Origin of the sequence: Mycobacterium sp. E2989 (assembly GCF_001667595.1) — a bacterium.
Taxonomy (GTDB): Bacteria; Actinomycetota; Actinomycetes; order Mycobacteriales; family Mycobacteriaceae; genus Mycobacterium.
In genome coordinates this window covers 1-16,907 of the sequence record NZ_LZJX01000042.1, presented here as the reverse complement: position 1 = coordinate 16,907, position 16,907 = coordinate 1, and the positions used below count along the sequence as shown (strand labels likewise).

Here is a 16,907-nt window from a genome sequence, read left to right as displayed (position 1 = left end):
CACGTTCTTCGGCGTGTCGTGTGCGTGGTTTCAGTCTCGCGGTGGCCGAGACTCACGACGCGCTCAACTCGGCGGTGCGGCGTCCCGGACTTTGAGGTAGTGCTGGATGCCGACGCGGGCGAACGTGCGTCGCCGGTCGGCCGACAGCAGGGGCATGGCGGCCGCCGCGTCGAGGACCTCGGGCCGCGTCACCTGGTAGCTCTCGCCGTCCGAGGAAATGCTTGCGCCCCCGGCCGCAAGGACGTTCTGCAACCAGTCGACCCGGGTGCCGTAGGGCAGCGGTACGACGAACCCGTCGTCAATCCGGTCCGCGACGATCGGGGTGGTGTACTGCTTGCCCGACCGTCGCCCGGTGTGGTGGATGGCCGATGCGTACCAGTGCTTGCGGCCGGCCAGGCGCAACATCAGCGGGTTGAGCAGGTATCTGTTGGAAACACGGACCGCGCCCAGTAATGGCTTGGGCCACGCCTCGGGTGTCAGCGCACTCATGACCCCACGATGGACCCGGGGTCGCAACGCAAGCCAGGGTCTTTAGTCGTCGCCTTCGACCAGTGCCGACGCCGCCCGCAGGTGCGTGATCGCGTCCCGCACGATGGACTCGATCAGCTCGGCGCACGACGGCAGGTCCTCGAGGATCCCGGCCACCTGCCCGGAGGCCAGCACCCCGGCCTCGGTGTTTCCGTCGACCAGCCCGGCCTTCAACAGCATCGGGGTGTTGGCCGCCATCACCACCTGGGACCAGGTCAGCTCCTTGCCGTGCCGCATGGCCAGGCCGTCGCGGACCATCGAGGCCCAGGTCATCTGCGACATGTGCTTGAACTTCGCGGCATTGCGCACCGCCGCGGTGAGACCCCTTACCGGCGAACCGCTTTCCAGCCTCTCGACCAGGCCGGTGCGCAGCACCCGGTGCGGCATGCCGTCGACGCGCGTGGTGACCACCGTGCCGTCCAGCGCGGCATCCAGATAGCGCCGCTTGACCGCGTCGGGCACGGTCGAGTCGGAGGTCAGCAGAAAGCGCGTGCCCATCGCCACGCCGGCGGCGCCGTAACTCAACGCGGCCGCCAGCCCGCGCCCGTCGAAGAAGCCGCCCGCCGCGATCACCGGAATCCCGGTGCCCGCCACGGCGTCCAGCACCGACGGCAGCAGCAGCGTCGTGGCCACGGGCCCGGTGTGCCCGCCACCCTCGCCGCCCTGCACTATCATCGCGTCGGCACCCCAGGCCGCCACCTTTTTGGCGTGCTTGGCGGCGCCGATCGACGGGATCACCACCGCGCCAGCCTCTTTCAACCGGGCGATGAGCTCCTGCTTGGGCGCCAGGGCGAACGACGCCACCTTCACGCCCTCGCGGATCATCAAATCGACGCGGTCGCCGGCGTCGGCGGCGTCGGCGCGGATGTTCACCCCGAACGGCTTGTCGGTGGCGGCCTTGACCTTGCCGATGGCCGTCGCCAACTCGTCCAGCGTCATGGTGGCCGACGCCAGGATGCCCAGGCCGCCGGCGTTGGCCGTTGCGGCCACCAGCCGGGCACCGGCCACCCAGCCCATCCCGGTCTGGACGACGGGGTGCTCGACACCGACCAGCTCGGTCAGCGGCGTGCGCAGCTTCATTAACGGATCTCCCTGTCGCGCAGTGACTTCGGGTCGATCACCTCGCGGATCAGCCGCAGCTCCTCGTCGGTCGGGAGCCTGGTCTCGCCGGCCTCGTCGAGGCCGTGCACCTCGAACGAGGTGGCCTCGCGGACGTCGTCCGGCGACACCCCGGGGTGCAGTGTCAGCGCGCGCATCGTCCGGTCCGGGCCGCCGAAGTCGAACACCCCGAGGTTGGACACCACCCGGTAGGTGTTGGCGAAGCGGAAAGCCGGGTTGTCGGGGTCCACCTTGTCCCAGCCGATGCCGCAGACCACGTCGACGGCCTCGCAGAACACCCGCTTGGAGTGGTTGCCCACCCAGTAACTGGTCGCGTGGTTGATCGCGTTGCCGGGCGCGCCGCGCAGGCCGAACATCTGCCGGGTCGGGTGCTGCAGCGGGCCGAACGCCGAAATGTTCTGATTGCCAAAGCGGTCAACCTGATTCGCGCCCATCACCACGTGCCGCCGGCCCCAGGCCAGCGTCTCGAACACCCGGCCGAACGGCATCCAGCCCTCGACGGGCCCGGTCTTGCCCAAAGCCGGGGTGTCGGCCAGCAGCTGCGCCTCGCCGTCGGTGAGCAGGATGTCGGGGGAAAACGTCAACCGCGCCAGCCGTGCGCCGACCGAGGCCATGTTGGTCATGGGGCTGACCATGATTTCGCCGGCTCCTTCGAACAGGTCGGCGCAGGCGACTGCACACACCTCGGCGCGGGTGCTGCTCACTTGGCCGCCTCCTCTGCGAACGCGCGAACCGCCGCCTGGTAGTCGTCCTCGTCACCCGACAGGTAGGTCTGGACGAACTGCTGCCAGCCTTCATCGGTCGAGGCGGCCTCGGCATAGTGCCGCTGGAATTTCTCGTCACGGCCGTAATCCGGTGCGGCGGTGGTGAAGTGGGCCCCACCCGGCGCCTCAACCACCGAGTCGACCATCATCCGGTTCACCAGCAGCGCCTGCGGGGGAACGGCCTTGACCAGCTCCTCGGTCGAGACGACGCGCTCCACCGACAGGAAGCGCTTTTCGGCGGCCATCAGGAACAGGTCGTCGAAGTAGGGATCGATCCCGGTGTAGGCCGCATTGCCTTGGCAATCACCGAGATTCAGGTGCGCGAAGGCGGCATCCAGGCGCAACGCCGGCATGGCGATCAGCGTCTCGTGGCCGCCCTCGGGCGCGGGGTACGGACTGGCCACCGTCTTCAGCTCACCCTCCCAGAAGTCGGGGACCGAGCTGCCCAGCCCGGCCCGAATCGGCAGGAACGGCAGGCGTTGGGCGGCGGCCTGCAGGCCGCAGCGCAACATGCCCTCGTCCATTTCGCGGGCCACGATGGCGCCGCTCGTGCGGGCCTTGGCGAACCAGGGGTCGTAGAAGGGCGGGGAGTCCAGCGAGACGAAGCCGTAGTAGACGCGCTTGACCTTGCCCGCCGAGCAGAGCAGCCCGAGGTCGGGCCCGCCATAGGTGACCACGGTCAGGTCCTTCAGGTCCGTGCGCAGCATCGCCCGCACGAACGCCATCGGCTTGCGGCGCGAGCCCCAGCCGCCGATGCCGATCGTCATGCCGCTGCGCAATTGCGCGACGGCGTCGTCCAACGTGGTTCTCTTGTCGCTCATGCTTTCTTGCCCTTCGCCGTCCCGGCGAACGCGTCGCGGTGCTCGTCGGCCACCCCGGCCAGGTTGAGCTCGAACGTAAAGCCTTGTTCCATGCGGTAACTCGAGTTGACCCGCTGCACGTCGATCAGGTTGAGCGCCTCCTTGGCGGCCCGGATGACGCGGGTGTCCTTGGCTGCGATGTCGCGGGCGACCCGCAGCGCGGCCTCGTCCAGCTCGTCGCGCGGCACCACCTCGTGCACCGAGCCGAAATGGTGCAGGGTGGCGGCGTCGACGGTCGCGGCGGTGAAGAACAGCCGCCGCATCAGGTGCTGGGGCACCAGCCGCGACAGGTGGGTGGCCGCCCCGAGCGCGCCGCGTTCCACCTCGGGCAACCCGAAGGTGGCGTCCTCGGAGGCCACGATGACGTCGGAGTTGCCGACCAGGCCGATGCCGCCGCCGACGCAGAATCCGTTCACCGCGGCGACGACCGGCACCGCGCACTCGTAGACCGCGCGGAAGGCGGCGAAGCAGCCGCGGTTGGCGTCAATCAGCGCGGTGAATCCCTCGGTGCGCTGCATCTCCTTGATGTCGACCCCGGCGTTGAAGCCGCGGCCCTCCGCCCGCAGGATCACGACATGGGTCTGCGGATCCTGGCCGGCGGCCGTGATGACGTCGGCCAGTTCAAACCAGCCGCGCGACGGGATGGCGTTGACCGGGGGAAAGTCGACGGTGACCGCGACGATGCCCGGTTCGGTGGTTTCGGATGTGATGGGCAAGGTGCCACTTCCTTGTGGGGTAACTACCTAAGCAAGCACTTGCTTGGTACGCTAGCACAGTGACTCGCGCCGAAGCACCCGACGCCATCAACTTGGGGCTGGCCGGGCGGGTGGTTCTGGTCACCGGCGGGGTTCGCGGGGTGGGCGCCGGCATCAGCTCGGTTTTCGCCGGGCAGGGCGCCACCGTCATCACCTGCGCGCGGCGGGCCGTCGAGGGCCTGCCCTATGAGTTCCACTCCTGCGACGTCCGTGACGACGACGCCGTCAAGGCGCTGATCGATTCCATCGTCGACACGCATGGCCGGCTCGACGTCGTGGTCAACAACGCCGGCGGTTCGCCGTACGTGCTGACCGCGGAGTCCAGCGCGAAGTTCAACCGCAAGATCATCGAGTTGAACCTGATTGGCGCGCTGTCGGTTTCGCAGCATGCCAACGCTCACATGCAAGGCCAGGAACGCGGCGGGTCGATCGTCAACATCTGCAGTCTGTCCGGTCGACGGCCGTCACCGGGCACCGGCGCCTACGGCGCGGCCAAGGCCGGACTCGAAAGCCTCACGCAGACGCTTGCGGTGGAGTGGGGGCCGAAGGTGCGGGTGAACGCCTGCGTGGTGGGCATGGTGGAAACCGAGCAATCCGAACTGTTTTATGGCGACGCCGAGTCCATCGCCGCGATCTCCAAGAACGTGCCGCTGGGCCGGCTGGCCCAGCCCGAGGACATCGGTTGGGCCGCAGCATTTCTGGCGTCGGACACGGCGTCCTACATCAGCGGCGCCTCGCTGGAGGTGCACGGTGGCGGCGAACCGCCGCACTACCTGGCCACCACGAATGCCAACGCGATCAAGTAGAGGAGACACGAACAATGGGAGTGGTTGACGGCCGCGTCGTCATCGTCACCGGGGCGGGCGGCGGTATCGGTCGCGCGCATGCGCTGGCCTTCGCGGCCGAGGGAGCGCGCGTGGTGGTCAACGACATCGGCGTGGGACTGGATGGCTCCCCGGCGGGCGGCGGCAGCGCGGCGCAGGGCGTGGTCGACGAAATCACCGCGGCCGGTGGGGAAGCCGTAGCCAATGGATCCAACGTCGCCGACTGGGACGAAGCGGCCGGCCTGATCCAGACCGCCGTCGACACCTTCGGCGGGCTGGACGTTCTGGTGAACAACGCCGGCATCGTGCGCGACAGGATGATGGCCAACACCAGCGAGGAGGAGTTCGACGCCGTCATCGCCGTGCACCTCAAGGGCCACTTCGCCACGATGCGGCACGCGGCGTCGTACTGGCGCGGGCTGTCCAAGGAGGGCAAGACGGTCGACGCGCGGATCATCAACACCAGTTCGGGTGCCGGCCTGCAGGGCAGCGTCGGGCAGGGCAACTACAGCGCGGCCAAGGCCGGCATCGCGGCGATGACGCTCGTCGGTGCGGCGGAGATGGGCCGCTACGGCGTCACGGTCAACGCCATCGCGCCGTCGGCCCGGACCCGCATGACCGAGACCGTCTTCGCCGAGATGATGGCCACGCAGGACCAGGATTTCGACGCCATGGCGCCGGAGAACGTCTCGCCGCTGGTGGTCTGGCTGGGCAGCGCCGAGTCGCGGGACGTCACCGGCAAGGTGTTCGAGGTCGAGGGCGGCAAGATCCGGGTCGCCGAGGGCTGGGCCCACGGGCCGCAGATCGACAAGGGTGCGCGGTGGGATCCCGCCGAATTGGGGCCCGTCGTCGCGGACCTGCTCGCCAAGGCCCGGCCGCCGGTTCCCGTATACGGGGCCTGATTTACCTATCGCGCAACGGGATCCGGGGCGTCCCACGGGAGCGACGATGATCCCCAGTGCGTCAGCTCGGTCGCTTCCTCGTTCGCATATAGATGACGCGGCGGCGTGGCGAACGTCGCGTAGGGACGGCAGCGGATCACCAGCCTGTCTTCGCGCTCGGCCATTTCCCTGACGAAGGGCCGTGCGTCCGCGCCTGCCAGCTGCCCGGACATCCGCCAGCCGACGGCCATCATGACGTCGACGACGAGGTCGGGGTCTCGATCGATGACGGCGTCGGCATACACCTGCAAGAAGGAGAACGGCCAGCGCTCGTCCAGCACGCAAATGCTCACTTTCGGGTCCCGCGCCACGGCGTTCGCCTTCGCGCGGCCGGCCATGGTGGACACCAGCAGCTCGTCGTCATCGGTCGGGACGTAATACACGATCGACATGGCCGGGCCGTCATGGCGGCGGCGGTACCCGAAGACACACGTCCGGTGCGTGCGGACGAATTCGCGGCGCTCCGACGGGAGCATGTCGCGGTCGGCCGAAGGGGTGAACGGCTCGGCGGCCAAGGGTAAGAGTCTCATGCGGCAACCAGCTTTAGCGGCAGCGCTTCGTGACGGCGGATAATGTTGTTAATAGCCCATTTTGGTGCGCCGGTGACCTCGATGCGGTCGACGCGTTCAAGCAGCGCGCGCAGCATGGCCGCCGTTTCCAAACGCGCCAGGCCCTGGCCGGCACAGGCATGCGCACCCTGTCCGAATCCGATTTGACGGCTGGCGTCACGGCGGATGTCGAAGAGGTCGGGTTCCTCCCACTCGCGTTCGTCGCGGTTGGCTGAGGCGTATATCACGAGGACTCGGGCACCGGATGGTATTGGGGTGCCGGCTATTTCGGTTTGCCTTGGCACCCAGCGCGCGAATGCACGCAGCGGGGGCTCATACCGGACCACCTCGTTGACGGCGTTGGTCATCAGGGCCGGGTCCTCTTTCAGGACTCGCCATTGCTCGGGGTGGCTGGCGAACAAATGCAACGCGTTGGAGATGGCGCTCATCGTGGTGTCGATCGACGGCGCAAGATAGTCGACCATCAGCGGCGAACACTCGCGGTGCGGCAGCTTGCCTTCGTCGGCGGCGATCAGAAGCTCGTGTGCCATGCTGCCCTCGAGAACGGCCCGCTGGCGCACCACGCGGCGCGCGAACCGCAGCATTTGCAACGCGCGAGGCGTCGATTTGATCGCCTGCCAATTCAGCGGACCGAGGACATCGAAAGTGGCGCCGCCCCAGTCGATGAGGTGATCGCGTTGATCGCGCGGCCAACCGATGAGGTCAGGCACCACGGCCAGCGGCAGGGCGGCCGCCAGGTCATTCACCCCGTCGACCGCACCGTGCGTGAGCGCCGCATCGACCACCGCCGCGGCGGTGGCGTCCACGCTGTCGCTGATCGCACGCAGCACACGCGGCAACAGCCGGTGCGCCACCAGCTTTCGCCGTTGGTCGTGCTCGTCGCCGTCGCTGTTCAGCGTCGTGCCTCGCGATAAGCGGTTGGTGATCGGGTTCAGGGAGACGCCCCTGCCCGAGAGGAATGTCTTGTCGTCACGCAAGACGGCCTTGCACTCGGCGTAGCGGGGGAGCGCATACGCCTTCTGTTTGGCCAACCAGACCACCCGGCCGAGGTCGCGCAGGCGCCGGTAATGCGGGTAGGGATTGACGATGGCCTCGGTGGAGTAGAGGTCTGGCTCGTATACCGGGACACCGGCCGGTGTGCGACGCATCGTTCTCCTAACAGCGCGCTGCCGGGCGCAATGGCGCGCTTTCTGACGAAATCGTCACACACGGCGATATGCTCAGTCAAGCGCTGACGGAGGGGCCGTCAGAATTGAGGGCCGTTTCCGAACGGGGCCGGCGGCCCTGGCGCGGCTCGCGCACCGCGAGCGGAATCACTCGGTCGATGGCGTCGCGGTACTTGCGGTTGGGCGGGCACATCCGCATCAGCGGCGGCCAATTGCGTTCCCGCTCAGCGTCTGTGGCGTCGCGGGGCAGAAACGTCAGGGGTCGCAGATGACGATGGGAATGACCCGGTCGGTCCATGACCGGTAGTCGCCGAATGAGGGGTACATGGCATCCAGCTTCGGCCAGTACTCCGCACGCTCGGCCTCGGTCGCATCACGGGCCTGCAGCTGCAGCACCTCGTCCTTGATCTGCACGGAGACTTTCGGATTGGCCTTGAGGTTGAGGTACCACAGCGGGTTCTTGTCGCTGCCGCCCTTCGATGCGACCAGCACCACCCGGTTCCCTTCGCGCAGGTACAGCAGCGGGCTGACCCGCGGTTCACCGCTCTTGCGGCCCGTCGTGGTGAGCAGCGCGACGGGAGCGTTGCCGAAGGTGCCCCCCAATTTTCCGTTGCTGCGTCGATAGATCCACGTGTTGCCCTTGGCCATCCATTTGATGATGAAGCCGACCCAGGGCGCGTTCAGTGACTTTGGCTTGGGTTTGGGCATCGTGCTCCTCTGTATCTGGGCGGCGCCGCGGCGTTATCGCCGCCGCTGGACGAACGGTTGGAAGCGAACCTTGATGTGGTGGATCTCGGCTCGTCCGCTTGAGGTTTCGGCGGGTATCACGAAGGTCTCGTCGACCCGTGCGCCCAGCCGCCGGCCGCCGAACGCCGCCTTGGTGAGCACGTCGTATGAGGCGTGCACCCGGTCGCCGTCGATCCGGTAGGCCGGCGGCGTCGTGTCCGCGAGCAACCGGTACTGAGCTCCGCGATTCAGGCTGCGCCGCAGGTGGTTTCCGGAGAACCCGTTCTTGATCCCTTGCTCGATACGGGTGCAGTCGGCGGCGAACGGAACGGAGTCGCCGTCATGGCTGACGAGCGCGTCGATGTAGGACTGCGCCGCGGCGATGCGGCTCTCCTCGGAGACGATCAAGTGCCGGGCTAGATGCGCTCGATGATGGTGCCCGTCGACAGGGCGCCGCCCGCGCACATGGTGATCAGCGCGGTGCTCTGGTCGGTGCGCTCCAGCTCGTGCAGCGCGGTGGTGATCAACCGGCTGCCGGTGCTGCCCACCGGGTGGCCCAGCGCGATGGCCCCGCCATTGACGTTGACCCTGGCCATGTCGGGCTCGTGGACGCGCGCCCAGGACAGCACCACCGACGCGAACGCCTCGTTGATCTCGACCAGGTCGATGTCGCCCATCTTCATGCCGGCCTTTTCGAGCACCTTGGCCGTCGACTGCACGGGGCCGTCCAGGTGGTAGTACGGCTCGGCGCCGACGAGCGCCTGGCTGACGATGCGGGCCCGCGGCCGCAACCCGAGCGCCTTGGCCTTGTCTTCGTCCATCCACAGCACGGCCGCGGCCCCATCGGAAATCTGCGACGACGTCCCGGCCGTGTGGATCCCACCCTCGATGACCGGCTTGAGGGCGGACAGGCCCGACAGCGTGGTGTCGCGCAGGCCCTGGTCGCGCGAGATGGTGACCCGCTCCGACGTCGGTTGCTTGTTCTCGTCCAGCGCGGGCGCGTCGATCGGGGAGATCTCGCGGTCGAAGCGGCCCTCCTCCCACGCCTGCTTGGCCTTGGCCTGCGATCCGAAGCCGAACTCGTCGATGTCCTCGCGGGTGATGCCGCGCCGCTTGGCGATCCGCTCGGCCGCGGTGAACTGGTCGGGCAGGTCGATGTCCCACGACGCCGGCCGCAGGATGCTGCGGTCGGGGCCGGCGTTGGCGCCGAGTCCGACGCGGCTCATGGCCTCGATTCCGCACGCGATGCCGATGTCGATGGCGCCCGCCGCGATCAGGCCGGCGATCAGACCGTTGGCCTGCTGACCGCTGCCGCACTGGCAGTCCACGGTCATGGCGCCGACATGCTCCGGCAGCCCGGCGACCAGCCAGCTAACCCGGGTGATGTTGTTGGACTGCTCGCCGAACTGCGTCACGCAGCCGCCGATGACCTGTTCGACGTCGCCGGCGTCGATGCCGGCCTTCTCCACGACTGCCTTCTGCACCGCACCGAGCAGCTCGGTGGCGTGCAATCCTGAGAGCCATCCGTTGCGCTTGCCGATCGGGCTGCGGGTGGCTTCGACGATTACCGGGTTACCCATTCCGTCAGGCTAGAACACGTTTCATTAGTCTGACAAGCGAGGATGATGACCTGCCTTTTATCTGCGCAGGAGCCGTGTTTTACTGGCACTAGAACACGTTGCAATTGAGGAGCGCACACATCATGGCACCCCCCAACATTCCCGCTGACTTCGACTTCCTTGACCCTGACGTCAACCTCGCAGGGCTGCCCGTCGAGGAACTCGCCTGGCTCCGCAAGGCGGAGCCGATCCACTGGGTCGACATCCCCAACGGCGCGGGCGGCTTCGAGGACCACGGATATTGGCTCGTCACCAAGCACGCCGACGTCAAGGAGGTGTCCAAGCGCAGCGACATCTTCTCGAGCTGGATGAACGGCGCCATCCCGACGTGGCCGCCGGAGATGAAGCGCGAGCAGGTCGAACTACAGCGCAGCGTCATGCTCAACATGGACGCGCCCCACCACACCCGGCTGCGCAAGATCATCTCCCGCGGGTTCACGCCCCGGGCCATCGGACGGCTGGAGGCCGAACTGGCCCAGCGCGCCCAGAACATCGCCAAGACCGCGGCGACCGAGGGTCACGGCGACTTCGTCGAGCAGGTCTCGTGCGAGCTGCCGCTGCAGGCCATCGCGGGCCTGCTCGGTGTCCCCCAGGAGGACCGCGACAAGCTGTTCCGCTGGTCCAACGAGATGACCGGTGGCACCGACCCCGAGTACGCCCACGTCGACCCCGCGCAGTCGTCGATGGAGCTGATCACCTACGCGATGGCGATGGCCGAGGAGCGGGGCAAGAACCCCACCGACGACATCGTCACCACGCTCATCCAGGCCGACATCGACGGCGAGAAGCTCTCCGACGACGAGTTCGGGTTCTTCGTGGTCATGCTCGCGGTGGCGGGCAACGAGACCACCCGCAACTCGATCACCCACGGCATGATCGCCATGGCGAACAACCCCGACCAGTGGGAATTGTTCAAGTCCGAGCGCCCGTCGACCACCGCCGACGAGATCATCCGGTGGGCCACCCCGGTCTCGGCCTTCCAGCGCACCGCCAGCGAGGACACCGAGTTGTCCGGCGTGCAGATCAAGAAGGGGCAGCGGGTGGTGATGTCCTACCGGTCGGCCAACTTCGACGAAGAGGTCTTCGACGACCCGCACACCTTCAACATCCTGCGCGACCCGAACCCGCACGTCGGCTTCGGCGGCACCGGCGCCCACTACTGCATCGGCGCTAACTTGGCCCGTATGACCATCAACCTGATCTTCAACGCGGTGGCCGACCACATGCCGGACCTCAAGCCCATCGGCGAGCCCGAGCGGTTGCGGTCGGGCTGGCTCAACGGGATCAAGCACTGGCAGGTCGACTACAGCGGCAAATCCAACTGACATGGACTTCGATCTCACCGCGACGCAACAGGCCGTCGCCGACGTCGTCACGTCGGTGCTCGACCGCGAATTGAGCTGGGAGGCTTTGGTCGGCGGGGGCGTGACGGCCCTCCCGGTGCCCGAGCGTCTCGGCGGTGACGGCGTGGGGCTGCCCGAGGTGGCCACCGTCCTCACCGAGGTGGGTCGCCACGGCGCCATCACGCCGGCGCTGGCCACGCTCGGCTTCGGCGTGCTGCCGCTGCTTGACCTGGCGTCCGACGAACAGCAGGACCGGTTCCTGGCCGGCGTCGCGAAGGGCGGCGTGCTGACCGCCGCGCTCAACGAGCCCGGCACCGCGTTGCCCGACCGGCCGTCGACCACCTTCGCCAACGGCCGGTTGTCGGGCACGAAAGTGGCTGTGCCGTATGCCGAATCCGCCGACTGGATGGTCGTGACCGCCGACAACGCGGTGGTCGTGGTGTCGCCGAAGGCCGATGGGGTGCAGGTGATTCAAACCCCGACATCCAACGGCTCCAACGAGTACACGGTCACCTTCGCCGACGTTGTGGTCGAAGACGCCGACGTTTTGTCGGGCGCCGGGGCGCCGCGGGTCAACCAGCTGGCGCTGGCGGCCATCGGCGCCTACACCGACGGCCTGGTGGCGGGCGCGCTGCGGCTCACCGCGGACTACGTGGCCAACCGCAAGCAATTCGGCAAGCCGCTGTCGACGTTCCAGACCGTGGCCGCGCAGCTCGCCGAGGTCTACATCGCTTCGCGCACCATCGATTTGGCGGCGAAGTCGGTCGTGTGGCGGCTGTCCGAAGGACGGGACGCTGACGACGATCTCGACGTGCTCGGCTATTGGATCACGTCGCAGGCGCCGCCGGTGATGCAGCTCTGCCACCACCTGCACGGCGGCATGGGCATGGACATCACCTATCCGATGCACCGGTACTACTCCACGATCAAGGACCTGACCCGGCTGCTGGGCGGGCCTTCTCATCGTCTCGATCTGGTGGGAGCGCAATGTTCATAGACCTGACTCCGGAGCAGCGTCAGCTGCAAGCGGAACTGCGGGAATACTTTTCGAACCTGATCTCGTCCGACGAGATGAAGGCGATGGAGGAGGACCGTCACAACGAGGCCTATCGCGCGGTGATCCGGCGGATGGGCCGGGACGGCAAGCTCGGCGTCGGTTGGCCAAAGGAGTTCGGCGGCTTGGGCTTCGGCCCCATCGAGCAGTCGATCTTCGTCAACGAGGCGCATAGGGCCGACGTCCCGCTGCCCGCGGTGACGCTGCAGACGGTCGGTCCGGTTCTGCAGCAATTCGGCAGCGAGGCACAGAAGAAGAAGTTCCTGCCGGCCATTCTCGCCGGCGAGGTGCACTTCGCGATCGGCTACACCGAGCCCGAGGCGGGAACCGACCTGGCTTCGCTGCGGACCACCGCCGTGCGCCAGGGCGACGAGTACATCGTCAACGGGCAGAAGATCTTCACCACCGGTGCGCATGACGCGGACTACATCTGGTTGGCCTGCCGCACCGACCCGGAAGCCGTGAAGCACAAGGGGATTTCGATCCTGATCGTCGACACCAAGGATCCCGGCTACTCGTGGACGCCGATCATCTTGTCCGACGGTGCCCACCACACCAACGCCACCTACTACAACGACGTGCGGGTGCCCGCCGACATGCTGGTCGGCGAGGAGAACGGCGGATGGCGGCTGATCACGACCCAGCTCAACAACGAACGCGTCATGCTGGGCCCGGCGGGCCGCACCGCGGGCATCTATGACCGGGTGCACGCGTGGGCGTCCAAGCCGGGCGGCGACGGCGTCACGCCGATCGACCACGCCGACGTCAAACGGGCGCTCGGTGAGATCCACGCGATGTGGCGGATCAACGAGCTGCTGAACTGGCAGGTGGCCGCCGCCGGCGAGGACATCAACGTCGCCGACGCCGCCTCGACCAAAGTCTTTGGCACCGAGAAGATTCAGTACATCGGTCGGCTGGCCGAAGAGATCGTCGGCAAGTACGGCAACCCCGCGGAACCGGAGACCGCCGAGCTGCTGCGTTGGCTGGATTCGCAAACCAAGCGCAACCTGGTGATCACCTTCGGTGGCGGCGTGAACGAAGTGATGCGAGAGATGATCGCGGCGGCCGGCCTCAAGGTGCCGAGGGTGCCTCGATGACGGATATCGCCGAAGCGGTCGCGGAAATCACCGCCACCGCCGTGGCAGCGCCGCGCGCGGGCCGGGATCCGGTGAACCAGCCGATCATCAACAACTGGGTGGAGGCCCTCGGCGACCGCAACCCGATCTACGTGGACGAGGATGCCGCCAAGGCAGCCGGTCACCCGGGGATTGTCGCGCCGCCGGCCATGATTCAGGTGTGGACGATGTTCGGGCAGGGCGGTGAACGCCCCACCGACGATCCAATGGGCCCGATCATGAAGCTGTTCGACGACGCCGGCTATATCGGGGTGGTCGCCACCAACTGTGAGCAGACCTATCACCGGTATCTGCGTCCCGGCGAGCAGGTCACCATCCACTCCGAGATGCGTGACGTGGTGGGCCCCAAGCAGACCGGCCTCGGTGAGGGCTACTTCATCAACCAGCACATCACCTGGCGGGTCGGGGAGGAAGCCGTCGCCGAGATGGCTTGGCGGATATTGAAGTTCAAGCCCCGCGAATCCGCGCCGTCCTCGGTGCCCGAGGACCTCGATCCCGACACCATGATGCGCCCGGCGTCGTCGCGGGACACCGCCTTCTTCTGGGAGGGCGTCAAGGCGCACGAGTTACGGGTTCAGCGCCGGCCCGACGGCAGCCTGCAGCATCCGCCGGTGCCGGCGGTGTGGCAGGACAAGGCCCAACCCATCGACTACGTCGTGGCCAGCGGCCGCGGCACGCTGTACAGCTACGTCGTGCACCACGCGCCGAAGGTGCCCGGACGCACGCTGCCGTTTGTGATCGCGCTCGTCGAGCTGGAAGAGGGTGTTCGTATGCTCGGCGAGCTGCGCGGCGTCGACCACGCCGAGATCAAGATCGGAATGCCGGTTCGCGCAACCTATATCGACTTCCCGGCCGGTGACTCCGGCCCGGAGTGGAGCCTTTACGCGTGGGAACCCTTGGGAGATCAAGCATGAGCGCGCCTACTGTCGAGGTGGGTACCACCCTGCCCGAATTGAAGATTTACGGCGACCCGACGTTCATCATCTCGACCGCCCTGGCTACCAGGGACTTTCAGGACGTGCACCATGATCGGGACCTGGCGCAGGCCAAGGGTTCCAAGGACATCTTCGTCAACATCCTGACCGACACGGGGTTGGTGCAGCGTTACGTCACCGACTGGGCCGGCCCGGCCGCACGGATCAAATCGATCGGGCTGCGGCTCGGCGTGCCGTGGTATGCCTACGACACCGTCACCTTCTCCGGCGAGGTGACCGGTATCGACGACGGCCTGATCGCGTTGAAGGTGTTCGGCCGCAACAGCCTTGGCGATCATGTGATCGCGACGGTGACGCTGACGATGGGGGACGCTTGATGCTCTCGGGTAAGGCGGCCATCGTCGGGATCGGCGCCACCGACTTCTCCAAGGACTCCGGCCGCAGCGAGCTGCGACTGGCCGCCGAGGCGGTCCTGGACGCCCTGGACGACGCCGGCCTTTCGCCGTCTGACGTCGACGGGCTGACCACGTTCACGATGGACACCAACAACGAGACCGCGGTGGCGCGCGCCGTCGGCATCGGTGACCTGAAGTTCTTCTCGCAGATCGGCTACGGCGGCGGCGCCGCGTGTGCGACCGTTCAGCAGGCGGCGATGGCCGTCGCCACCGGGGTGGCCGACGTCGTCGTGGCGTACCGGGCGTTCAACGAGCGGTCGGGCATGCGGTTCGGTCAGGTCCAGACCCGGCTGGTGGGAAATGCGGGCGTGCAGGCCGATTCGACGGCGGCCGACAACTCCTTCTCGTATCCGCACGGGCTGTCGACGCCCGCCGCGCAGGTCGCGATGATCGCGCAGCGGTACATGCACTGGTCCGGCGCGACCAGCCGGGATTTCGGGGTGATCTCGGTGGCCGACCGCAAGCACGCGGCCAAGAACCCAAAGGCGTACTTCTACGAGAAGCCGATAACCATTGAGGACCACCAGAATTCGCGGTGGATCGCCGAGCCGCTGCGGCTGCTGGACTGCTGCCAGGAGACCGACGGCGCGGTGGCGATCGTGGTGACCTCCCCGGAGCGCGCGAAGGATCTCAAGCAGCGGCCGGCGATCATCGAGGCCGCGGCGCAAGGCTCCAGCCCCGACCAGTACACGATGGTCAGCTACTACCGCGACGAGCTCGGCCTGCCCGAGATGGGGCTGGTCGGTCAGCAGATGTGGCAGCAGTCCGGTCTGCAGCCGTCCGACATCCAGACCGCCGTGTTGTACGACCACTTCACGCCCTTCACGCTGATTCAGTTGGAGGAGTTGGGATTCTGCGGTAAGGGCGAGGCCAAGGACTTCATCGCCGATGGTGCGATCGAGGTCGGTGGCCGGCTTCCGATCAACACGCATGGCGGTCAACTCGGTGAGGCCTACATCCACGGCATGAACGGCATTGCCGAGGGTGTGCGGCAGCTGCGGGGAACGTCGGTGAACCCGGTCCCCGACGTCGAGCACGTGCTCGTCACCGCGGGAACCGGCGTGCCCACGTCGGGCCTGATCCTCGGCTAGCTTTGCCATTCGCCTCGAACGTGCGGCTTGCCGCACGTTCGCGTTCGAGCGTGCGGCTAGCCGCACGCTCGCGACTTGTGGATAGCTGACGTGACGGCCACGGCGGCCTCATGCCACGCTGCGGGGCCATGATGGAGCCGATTATTGGCAGCGAGGCCATCTCTGCAGGGGTGCTGTCCAAGTCGCAACTGGCTACTCGCTTTCGCCCATTGTTCCCGGACGTCTACGTGGAGCGTGATGTCGGCATCACCGCCGAACTACGCGCCAAAGCCGGCTGGCTATGGAGCGGCCGCCGAGGTGTTGTCGCAGGGTTCGCCGCATCCGCTCTGCATGGCAGCAAGTGGGTCGATGATGCGCACGTCGTGGAGTTGATCCACGACAATCGGCGCAGTCCGCCTGGTATTCACGCGCACGGGGACCGGATCGAGGAGGACGAGATCGAGCTGGTGGCCGGCATGCGGGTCACCTCGCCGGTCAGGACGGCACTGGACTTCGGCTGTTGGTACCCGACCATGACCGCTGTGGCGGGGATCGACGCTCTCGCCAGAGCAACGGAAATCAAAGCGGCTGATGTCGAGCTGCTGGCCCGGAGATACGTCGGACGCAGAGGCATCGCGCGAGCGCGGCGAGCCGCGGATCTGTTCGATGCCGGGGCGCAGTCGCCAAAAGAGTCCTGGCTTCGCCTCGTGCTGATCGGGGCCGGCCTACCGCGGCCCCAAACACAGATTCCGGTGCGCGACGAGGTCGGCAATGTCTTCGCTTACCTCGACATGGGGTGGGAGGACGTCAAGGTCGCCGTCGAATACGACGGCGACCAGCACCGCAGCGATCGCCGGCAATACACCTGGGACGTAAGGCGATTGGAAAGGCTACAGCGTGGTGGCTGGCTGGTCATCCGAGTGGTGTCGGGCGACCGGCCCGCCGAGATCGTCGGCCGCGTTCGTGCGGCATTCGCGCGGCCCACCTGAAGAAGGGTGACAAGTCCAAGGTCCTGCCCGCCGACGCCCAATTGGGCTGAGGGT

The 16,907-nt window shown here is 67.3% G+C and carries 19 protein-coding genes; 9 read left to right on the top strand and 10 right to left on the bottom strand.

Annotated features, from left to right (window positions below; all coding sequences use genetic code 11):
* Positions 1-63 precede the first annotated feature (63 nt).
* From A5680_RS08510 to echA20, 5 genes are read right to left on the bottom strand one after another with little or no spacing between them, the layout of a single operon-like run.
* Positions 64-489 (bottom strand): nitroreductase, encoded by a 426-nt coding sequence (locus tag A5680_RS08510; RefSeq protein WP_067818238.1) that lies wholly within the window; start codon positions 487-489, stop codon positions 64-66.
* Between the two features lie 42 nt (positions 490-531).
* Positions 532-1,608: a (3aS,4S,5R,7aS)-5-hydroxy-7a-methyl-1-oxo-octahydro-1H-indene-4-carboxyl-CoA dehydrogenase gene (gene ipdC / locus A5680_RS08505; RefSeq protein ID WP_067818237.1), complete on the bottom strand. Its 1,077-nt coding sequence runs from the start codon at positions 1,606-1,608 to the stop codon at positions 532-534.
* The gene (gene ipdB, locus A5680_RS08500; protein WP_067818234.1) at positions 1,608-2,351 is read right to left on the bottom strand and encodes a cholesterol ring-cleaving hydrolase subunit IpdB; all 744 of its coding nucleotides are present in this window, start codon (positions 2,349-2,351) and stop codon (positions 1,608-1,610) included. The genes ipdC and ipdB overlap by 1 nt, the downstream gene beginning before the upstream one ends.
* On the bottom strand, positions 2,348-3,232 hold the full coding sequence (gene ipdA / locus A5680_RS08495; protein WP_067818232.1) for a cholesterol ring-cleaving hydrolase subunit IpdA: 885 nt from the start codon (positions 3,230-3,232) through the stop codon (positions 2,348-2,350). The genes ipdB and ipdA overlap by 4 nt, the downstream gene beginning before the upstream one ends.
* The gene (echA20, locus tag A5680_RS08490) at positions 3,229-3,987 is read right to left on the bottom strand and encodes a (7aS)-7a-methyl-1,5-dioxo-2,3,5,6,7,7a-hexahydro-1H-indene-carboxyl-CoA hydrolase (protein WP_055399702.1); all 759 of its coding nucleotides are present in this window, start codon (positions 3,985-3,987) and stop codon (positions 3,229-3,231) included. Before echA20 ends, ipdA begins: the two co-directional genes overlap by 4 nt.
* 59 nt (positions 3,988-4,046) lie before the next feature.
* On the opposite strand from echA20, the gene A5680_RS08485 reads away from it, so the two are divergent.
* Positions 4,047-4,832, top strand: coding sequence for an SDR family oxidoreductase (locus A5680_RS08485; RefSeq protein WP_197499746.1), 786 nt, complete (start codon positions 4,047-4,049; stop codon positions 4,830-4,832).
* 14 nt (positions 4,833-4,846) lie between these two features.
* Positions 4,847-5,752 carry an SDR family oxidoreductase gene (locus A5680_RS08480; RefSeq protein WP_067818230.1) on the top strand — a complete coding sequence of 302 codons (906 nt, stop codon included), beginning with the start codon at positions 4,847-4,849 and terminating at the stop codon, positions 5,750-5,752.
* A gap of 5 nt (positions 5,753-5,757) precedes the next feature.
* Here the strand turns inward: A5680_RS08480 and A5680_RS08475 are convergent, their stop codons facing one another.
* The 5 genes from A5680_RS08475 to A5680_RS08455 all read right to left on the bottom strand — a co-directional run bounded on the left by A5680_RS08475 (position 5,758) and on the right by A5680_RS08455 (position 9,832).
* Complete coding sequence (locus A5680_RS08475) at positions 5,758-6,321, bottom strand: pyridoxamine 5'-phosphate oxidase family protein (protein WP_082956186.1); 564 nt, start codon at positions 6,319-6,321, stop codon at positions 5,758-5,760.
* The gene (locus tag A5680_RS08470) at positions 6,318-7,508 is read right to left on the bottom strand and encodes a cytochrome P450 (protein WP_067818227.1); all 1,191 of its coding nucleotides are present in this window, start codon (positions 7,506-7,508) and stop codon (positions 6,318-6,320) included. Before A5680_RS08470 ends, A5680_RS08475 begins: the two co-directional genes overlap by 4 nt.
* Before the next feature lie 273 nt (positions 7,509-7,781).
* On the bottom strand, positions 7,782-8,234 hold the full coding sequence (locus A5680_RS08465; RefSeq protein WP_055399696.1) for a nitroreductase family deazaflavin-dependent oxidoreductase: 453 nt from the start codon (positions 8,232-8,234) through the stop codon (positions 7,782-7,784).
* A 33-nt stretch (positions 8,235-8,267) separates the two neighbouring features.
* Complete coding sequence (locus tag A5680_RS08460; RefSeq protein ID WP_067818225.1) at positions 8,268-8,660, bottom strand: hypothetical protein; 393 nt, start codon at positions 8,658-8,660, stop codon at positions 8,268-8,270.
* 8 nt (positions 8,661-8,668) lie between these two features.
* Entirely contained in the window at positions 8,669-9,832 is a 1,164-nt protein-coding gene (locus A5680_RS08455; protein WP_067818221.1) for a steroid 3-ketoacyl-CoA thiolase, read from the bottom strand.
* Positions 9,833-9,954: 122 nt separating this feature from the next.
* On the opposite strand from A5680_RS08455, the gene A5680_RS08450 reads away from it, so the two are divergent.
* The 7 genes from A5680_RS08450 to A5680_RS08420 all read left to right on the top strand — a co-directional run bounded on the left by A5680_RS08450 (position 9,955) and on the right by A5680_RS08420 (position 16,853).
* Positions 9,955-11,196, top strand: a complete 1,242-nt coding sequence (locus A5680_RS08450) for a cytochrome P450 (RefSeq protein WP_055399690.1) — start codon at positions 9,955-9,957, stop codon at positions 11,194-11,196.
* A gap of 1 nt (position 11,197) precedes the next feature.
* Entirely contained in the window at positions 11,198-12,211 is a 1,014-nt protein-coding gene (locus A5680_RS08445; RefSeq protein ID WP_067818218.1) for an acyl-CoA dehydrogenase family protein, read from the top strand.
* Complete coding sequence (gene fadE29 / locus A5680_RS08440; RefSeq protein ID WP_067818215.1) at positions 12,202-13,365, top strand: acyl-CoA dehydrogenase FadE29; 1,164 nt, start codon at positions 12,202-12,204, stop codon at positions 13,363-13,365. Before A5680_RS08445 ends, fadE29 begins: the two co-directional genes overlap by 10 nt.
* Positions 13,362-14,318 carry a bifunctional MaoC family dehydratase N-terminal/OB-fold nucleic acid binding domain-containing protein gene (locus A5680_RS08435; RefSeq protein WP_067818213.1) on the top strand — a complete coding sequence of 319 codons (957 nt, stop codon included), beginning with the start codon at positions 13,362-13,364 and terminating at the stop codon, positions 14,316-14,318. The genes fadE29 and A5680_RS08435 overlap by 4 nt, the downstream gene beginning before the upstream one ends.
* Positions 14,315-14,716 carry a MaoC family dehydratase gene (locus tag A5680_RS08430; RefSeq protein WP_055399682.1) on the top strand — a complete coding sequence of 134 codons (402 nt, stop codon included), beginning with the start codon at positions 14,315-14,317 and terminating at the stop codon, positions 14,714-14,716. The genes A5680_RS08435 and A5680_RS08430 overlap by 4 nt, the downstream gene beginning before the upstream one ends.
* Positions 14,716-15,885, top strand: a complete 1,170-nt coding sequence (locus tag A5680_RS08425; RefSeq protein WP_067818209.1) for a lipid-transfer protein — start codon at positions 14,716-14,718, stop codon at positions 15,883-15,885. The genes A5680_RS08430 and A5680_RS08425 overlap by 1 nt, the downstream gene beginning before the upstream one ends.
* Before the next feature lie 128 nt (positions 15,886-16,013).
* On the top strand, positions 16,014-16,853 hold the full coding sequence (locus A5680_RS08420) for a hypothetical protein (RefSeq protein ID WP_067818207.1): 840 nt from the start codon (positions 16,014-16,016) through the stop codon (positions 16,851-16,853).
* The last annotated feature ends 54 nt before the right edge of the window (positions 16,854-16,907 follow it).

Coding starts and splice junctions, on each gene's coding strand:
- A5680_RS08475 (WP_082956186.1), bottom strand. CDS start 6,321: ATGAGACTCTTACCCTTGGCCGCCGAGCCGTTCACCCCTTCGGCCGAC.
- A5680_RS08465 (WP_055399696.1), bottom strand. CDS start 8,234: ATGCCCAAACCCAAGCCAAAGTCACTGAACGCGCCCTGGGTCGGCTTC.
- A5680_RS08455 (WP_067818221.1), bottom strand. CDS start 9,832: ATGGGTAACCCGGTAATCGTCGAAGCCACCCGCAGCCCGATCGGCAAG.
- fadE29 (WP_067818215.1), top strand. CDS start 12,202: ATGTTCATAGACCTGACTCCGGAGCAGCGTCAGCTGCAAGCGGAACTG.
- A5680_RS08430 (WP_055399682.1), top strand. CDS start 14,315: ATGAGCGCGCCTACTGTCGAGGTGGGTACCACCCTGCCCGAATTGAAG.
- A5680_RS08450 (WP_055399690.1), top strand. CDS start 9,955: ATGGCACCCCCCAACATTCCCGCTGACTTCGACTTCCTTGACCCTGAC.
- ipdC (WP_067818237.1), bottom strand. CDS start 1,608: ATGAAGCTGCGCACGCCGCTGACCGAGCTGGTCGGTGTCGAGCACCCC.
- A5680_RS08445 (WP_067818218.1), top strand. CDS start 11,198: ATGGACTTCGATCTCACCGCGACGCAACAGGCCGTCGCCGACGTCGTC.
- A5680_RS08425 (WP_067818209.1), top strand. CDS start 14,716: ATGCTCTCGGGTAAGGCGGCCATCGTCGGGATCGGCGCCACCGACTTC.
- A5680_RS08470 (WP_067818227.1), bottom strand. CDS start 7,508: ATGCGTCGCACACCGGCCGGTGTCCCGGTATACGAGCCAGACCTCTAC.
- A5680_RS08480 (WP_067818230.1), top strand. CDS start 4,847: ATGGGAGTGGTTGACGGCCGCGTCGTCATCGTCACCGGGGCGGGCGGC.
- A5680_RS08420 (WP_067818207.1), top strand. CDS start 16,014: ATGATGGAGCCGATTATTGGCAGCGAGGCCATCTCTGCAGGGGTGCTG.
- A5680_RS08435 (WP_067818213.1), top strand. CDS start 13,362: ATGACGGATATCGCCGAAGCGGTCGCGGAAATCACCGCCACCGCCGTG.
- ipdA (WP_067818232.1), bottom strand. CDS start 3,232: ATGAGCGACAAGAGAACCACGTTGGACGACGCCGTCGCGCAATTGCGC.
- A5680_RS08510 (WP_067818238.1), bottom strand. CDS start 489: ATGAGTGCGCTGACACCCGAGGCGTGGCCCAAGCCATTACTGGGCGCG.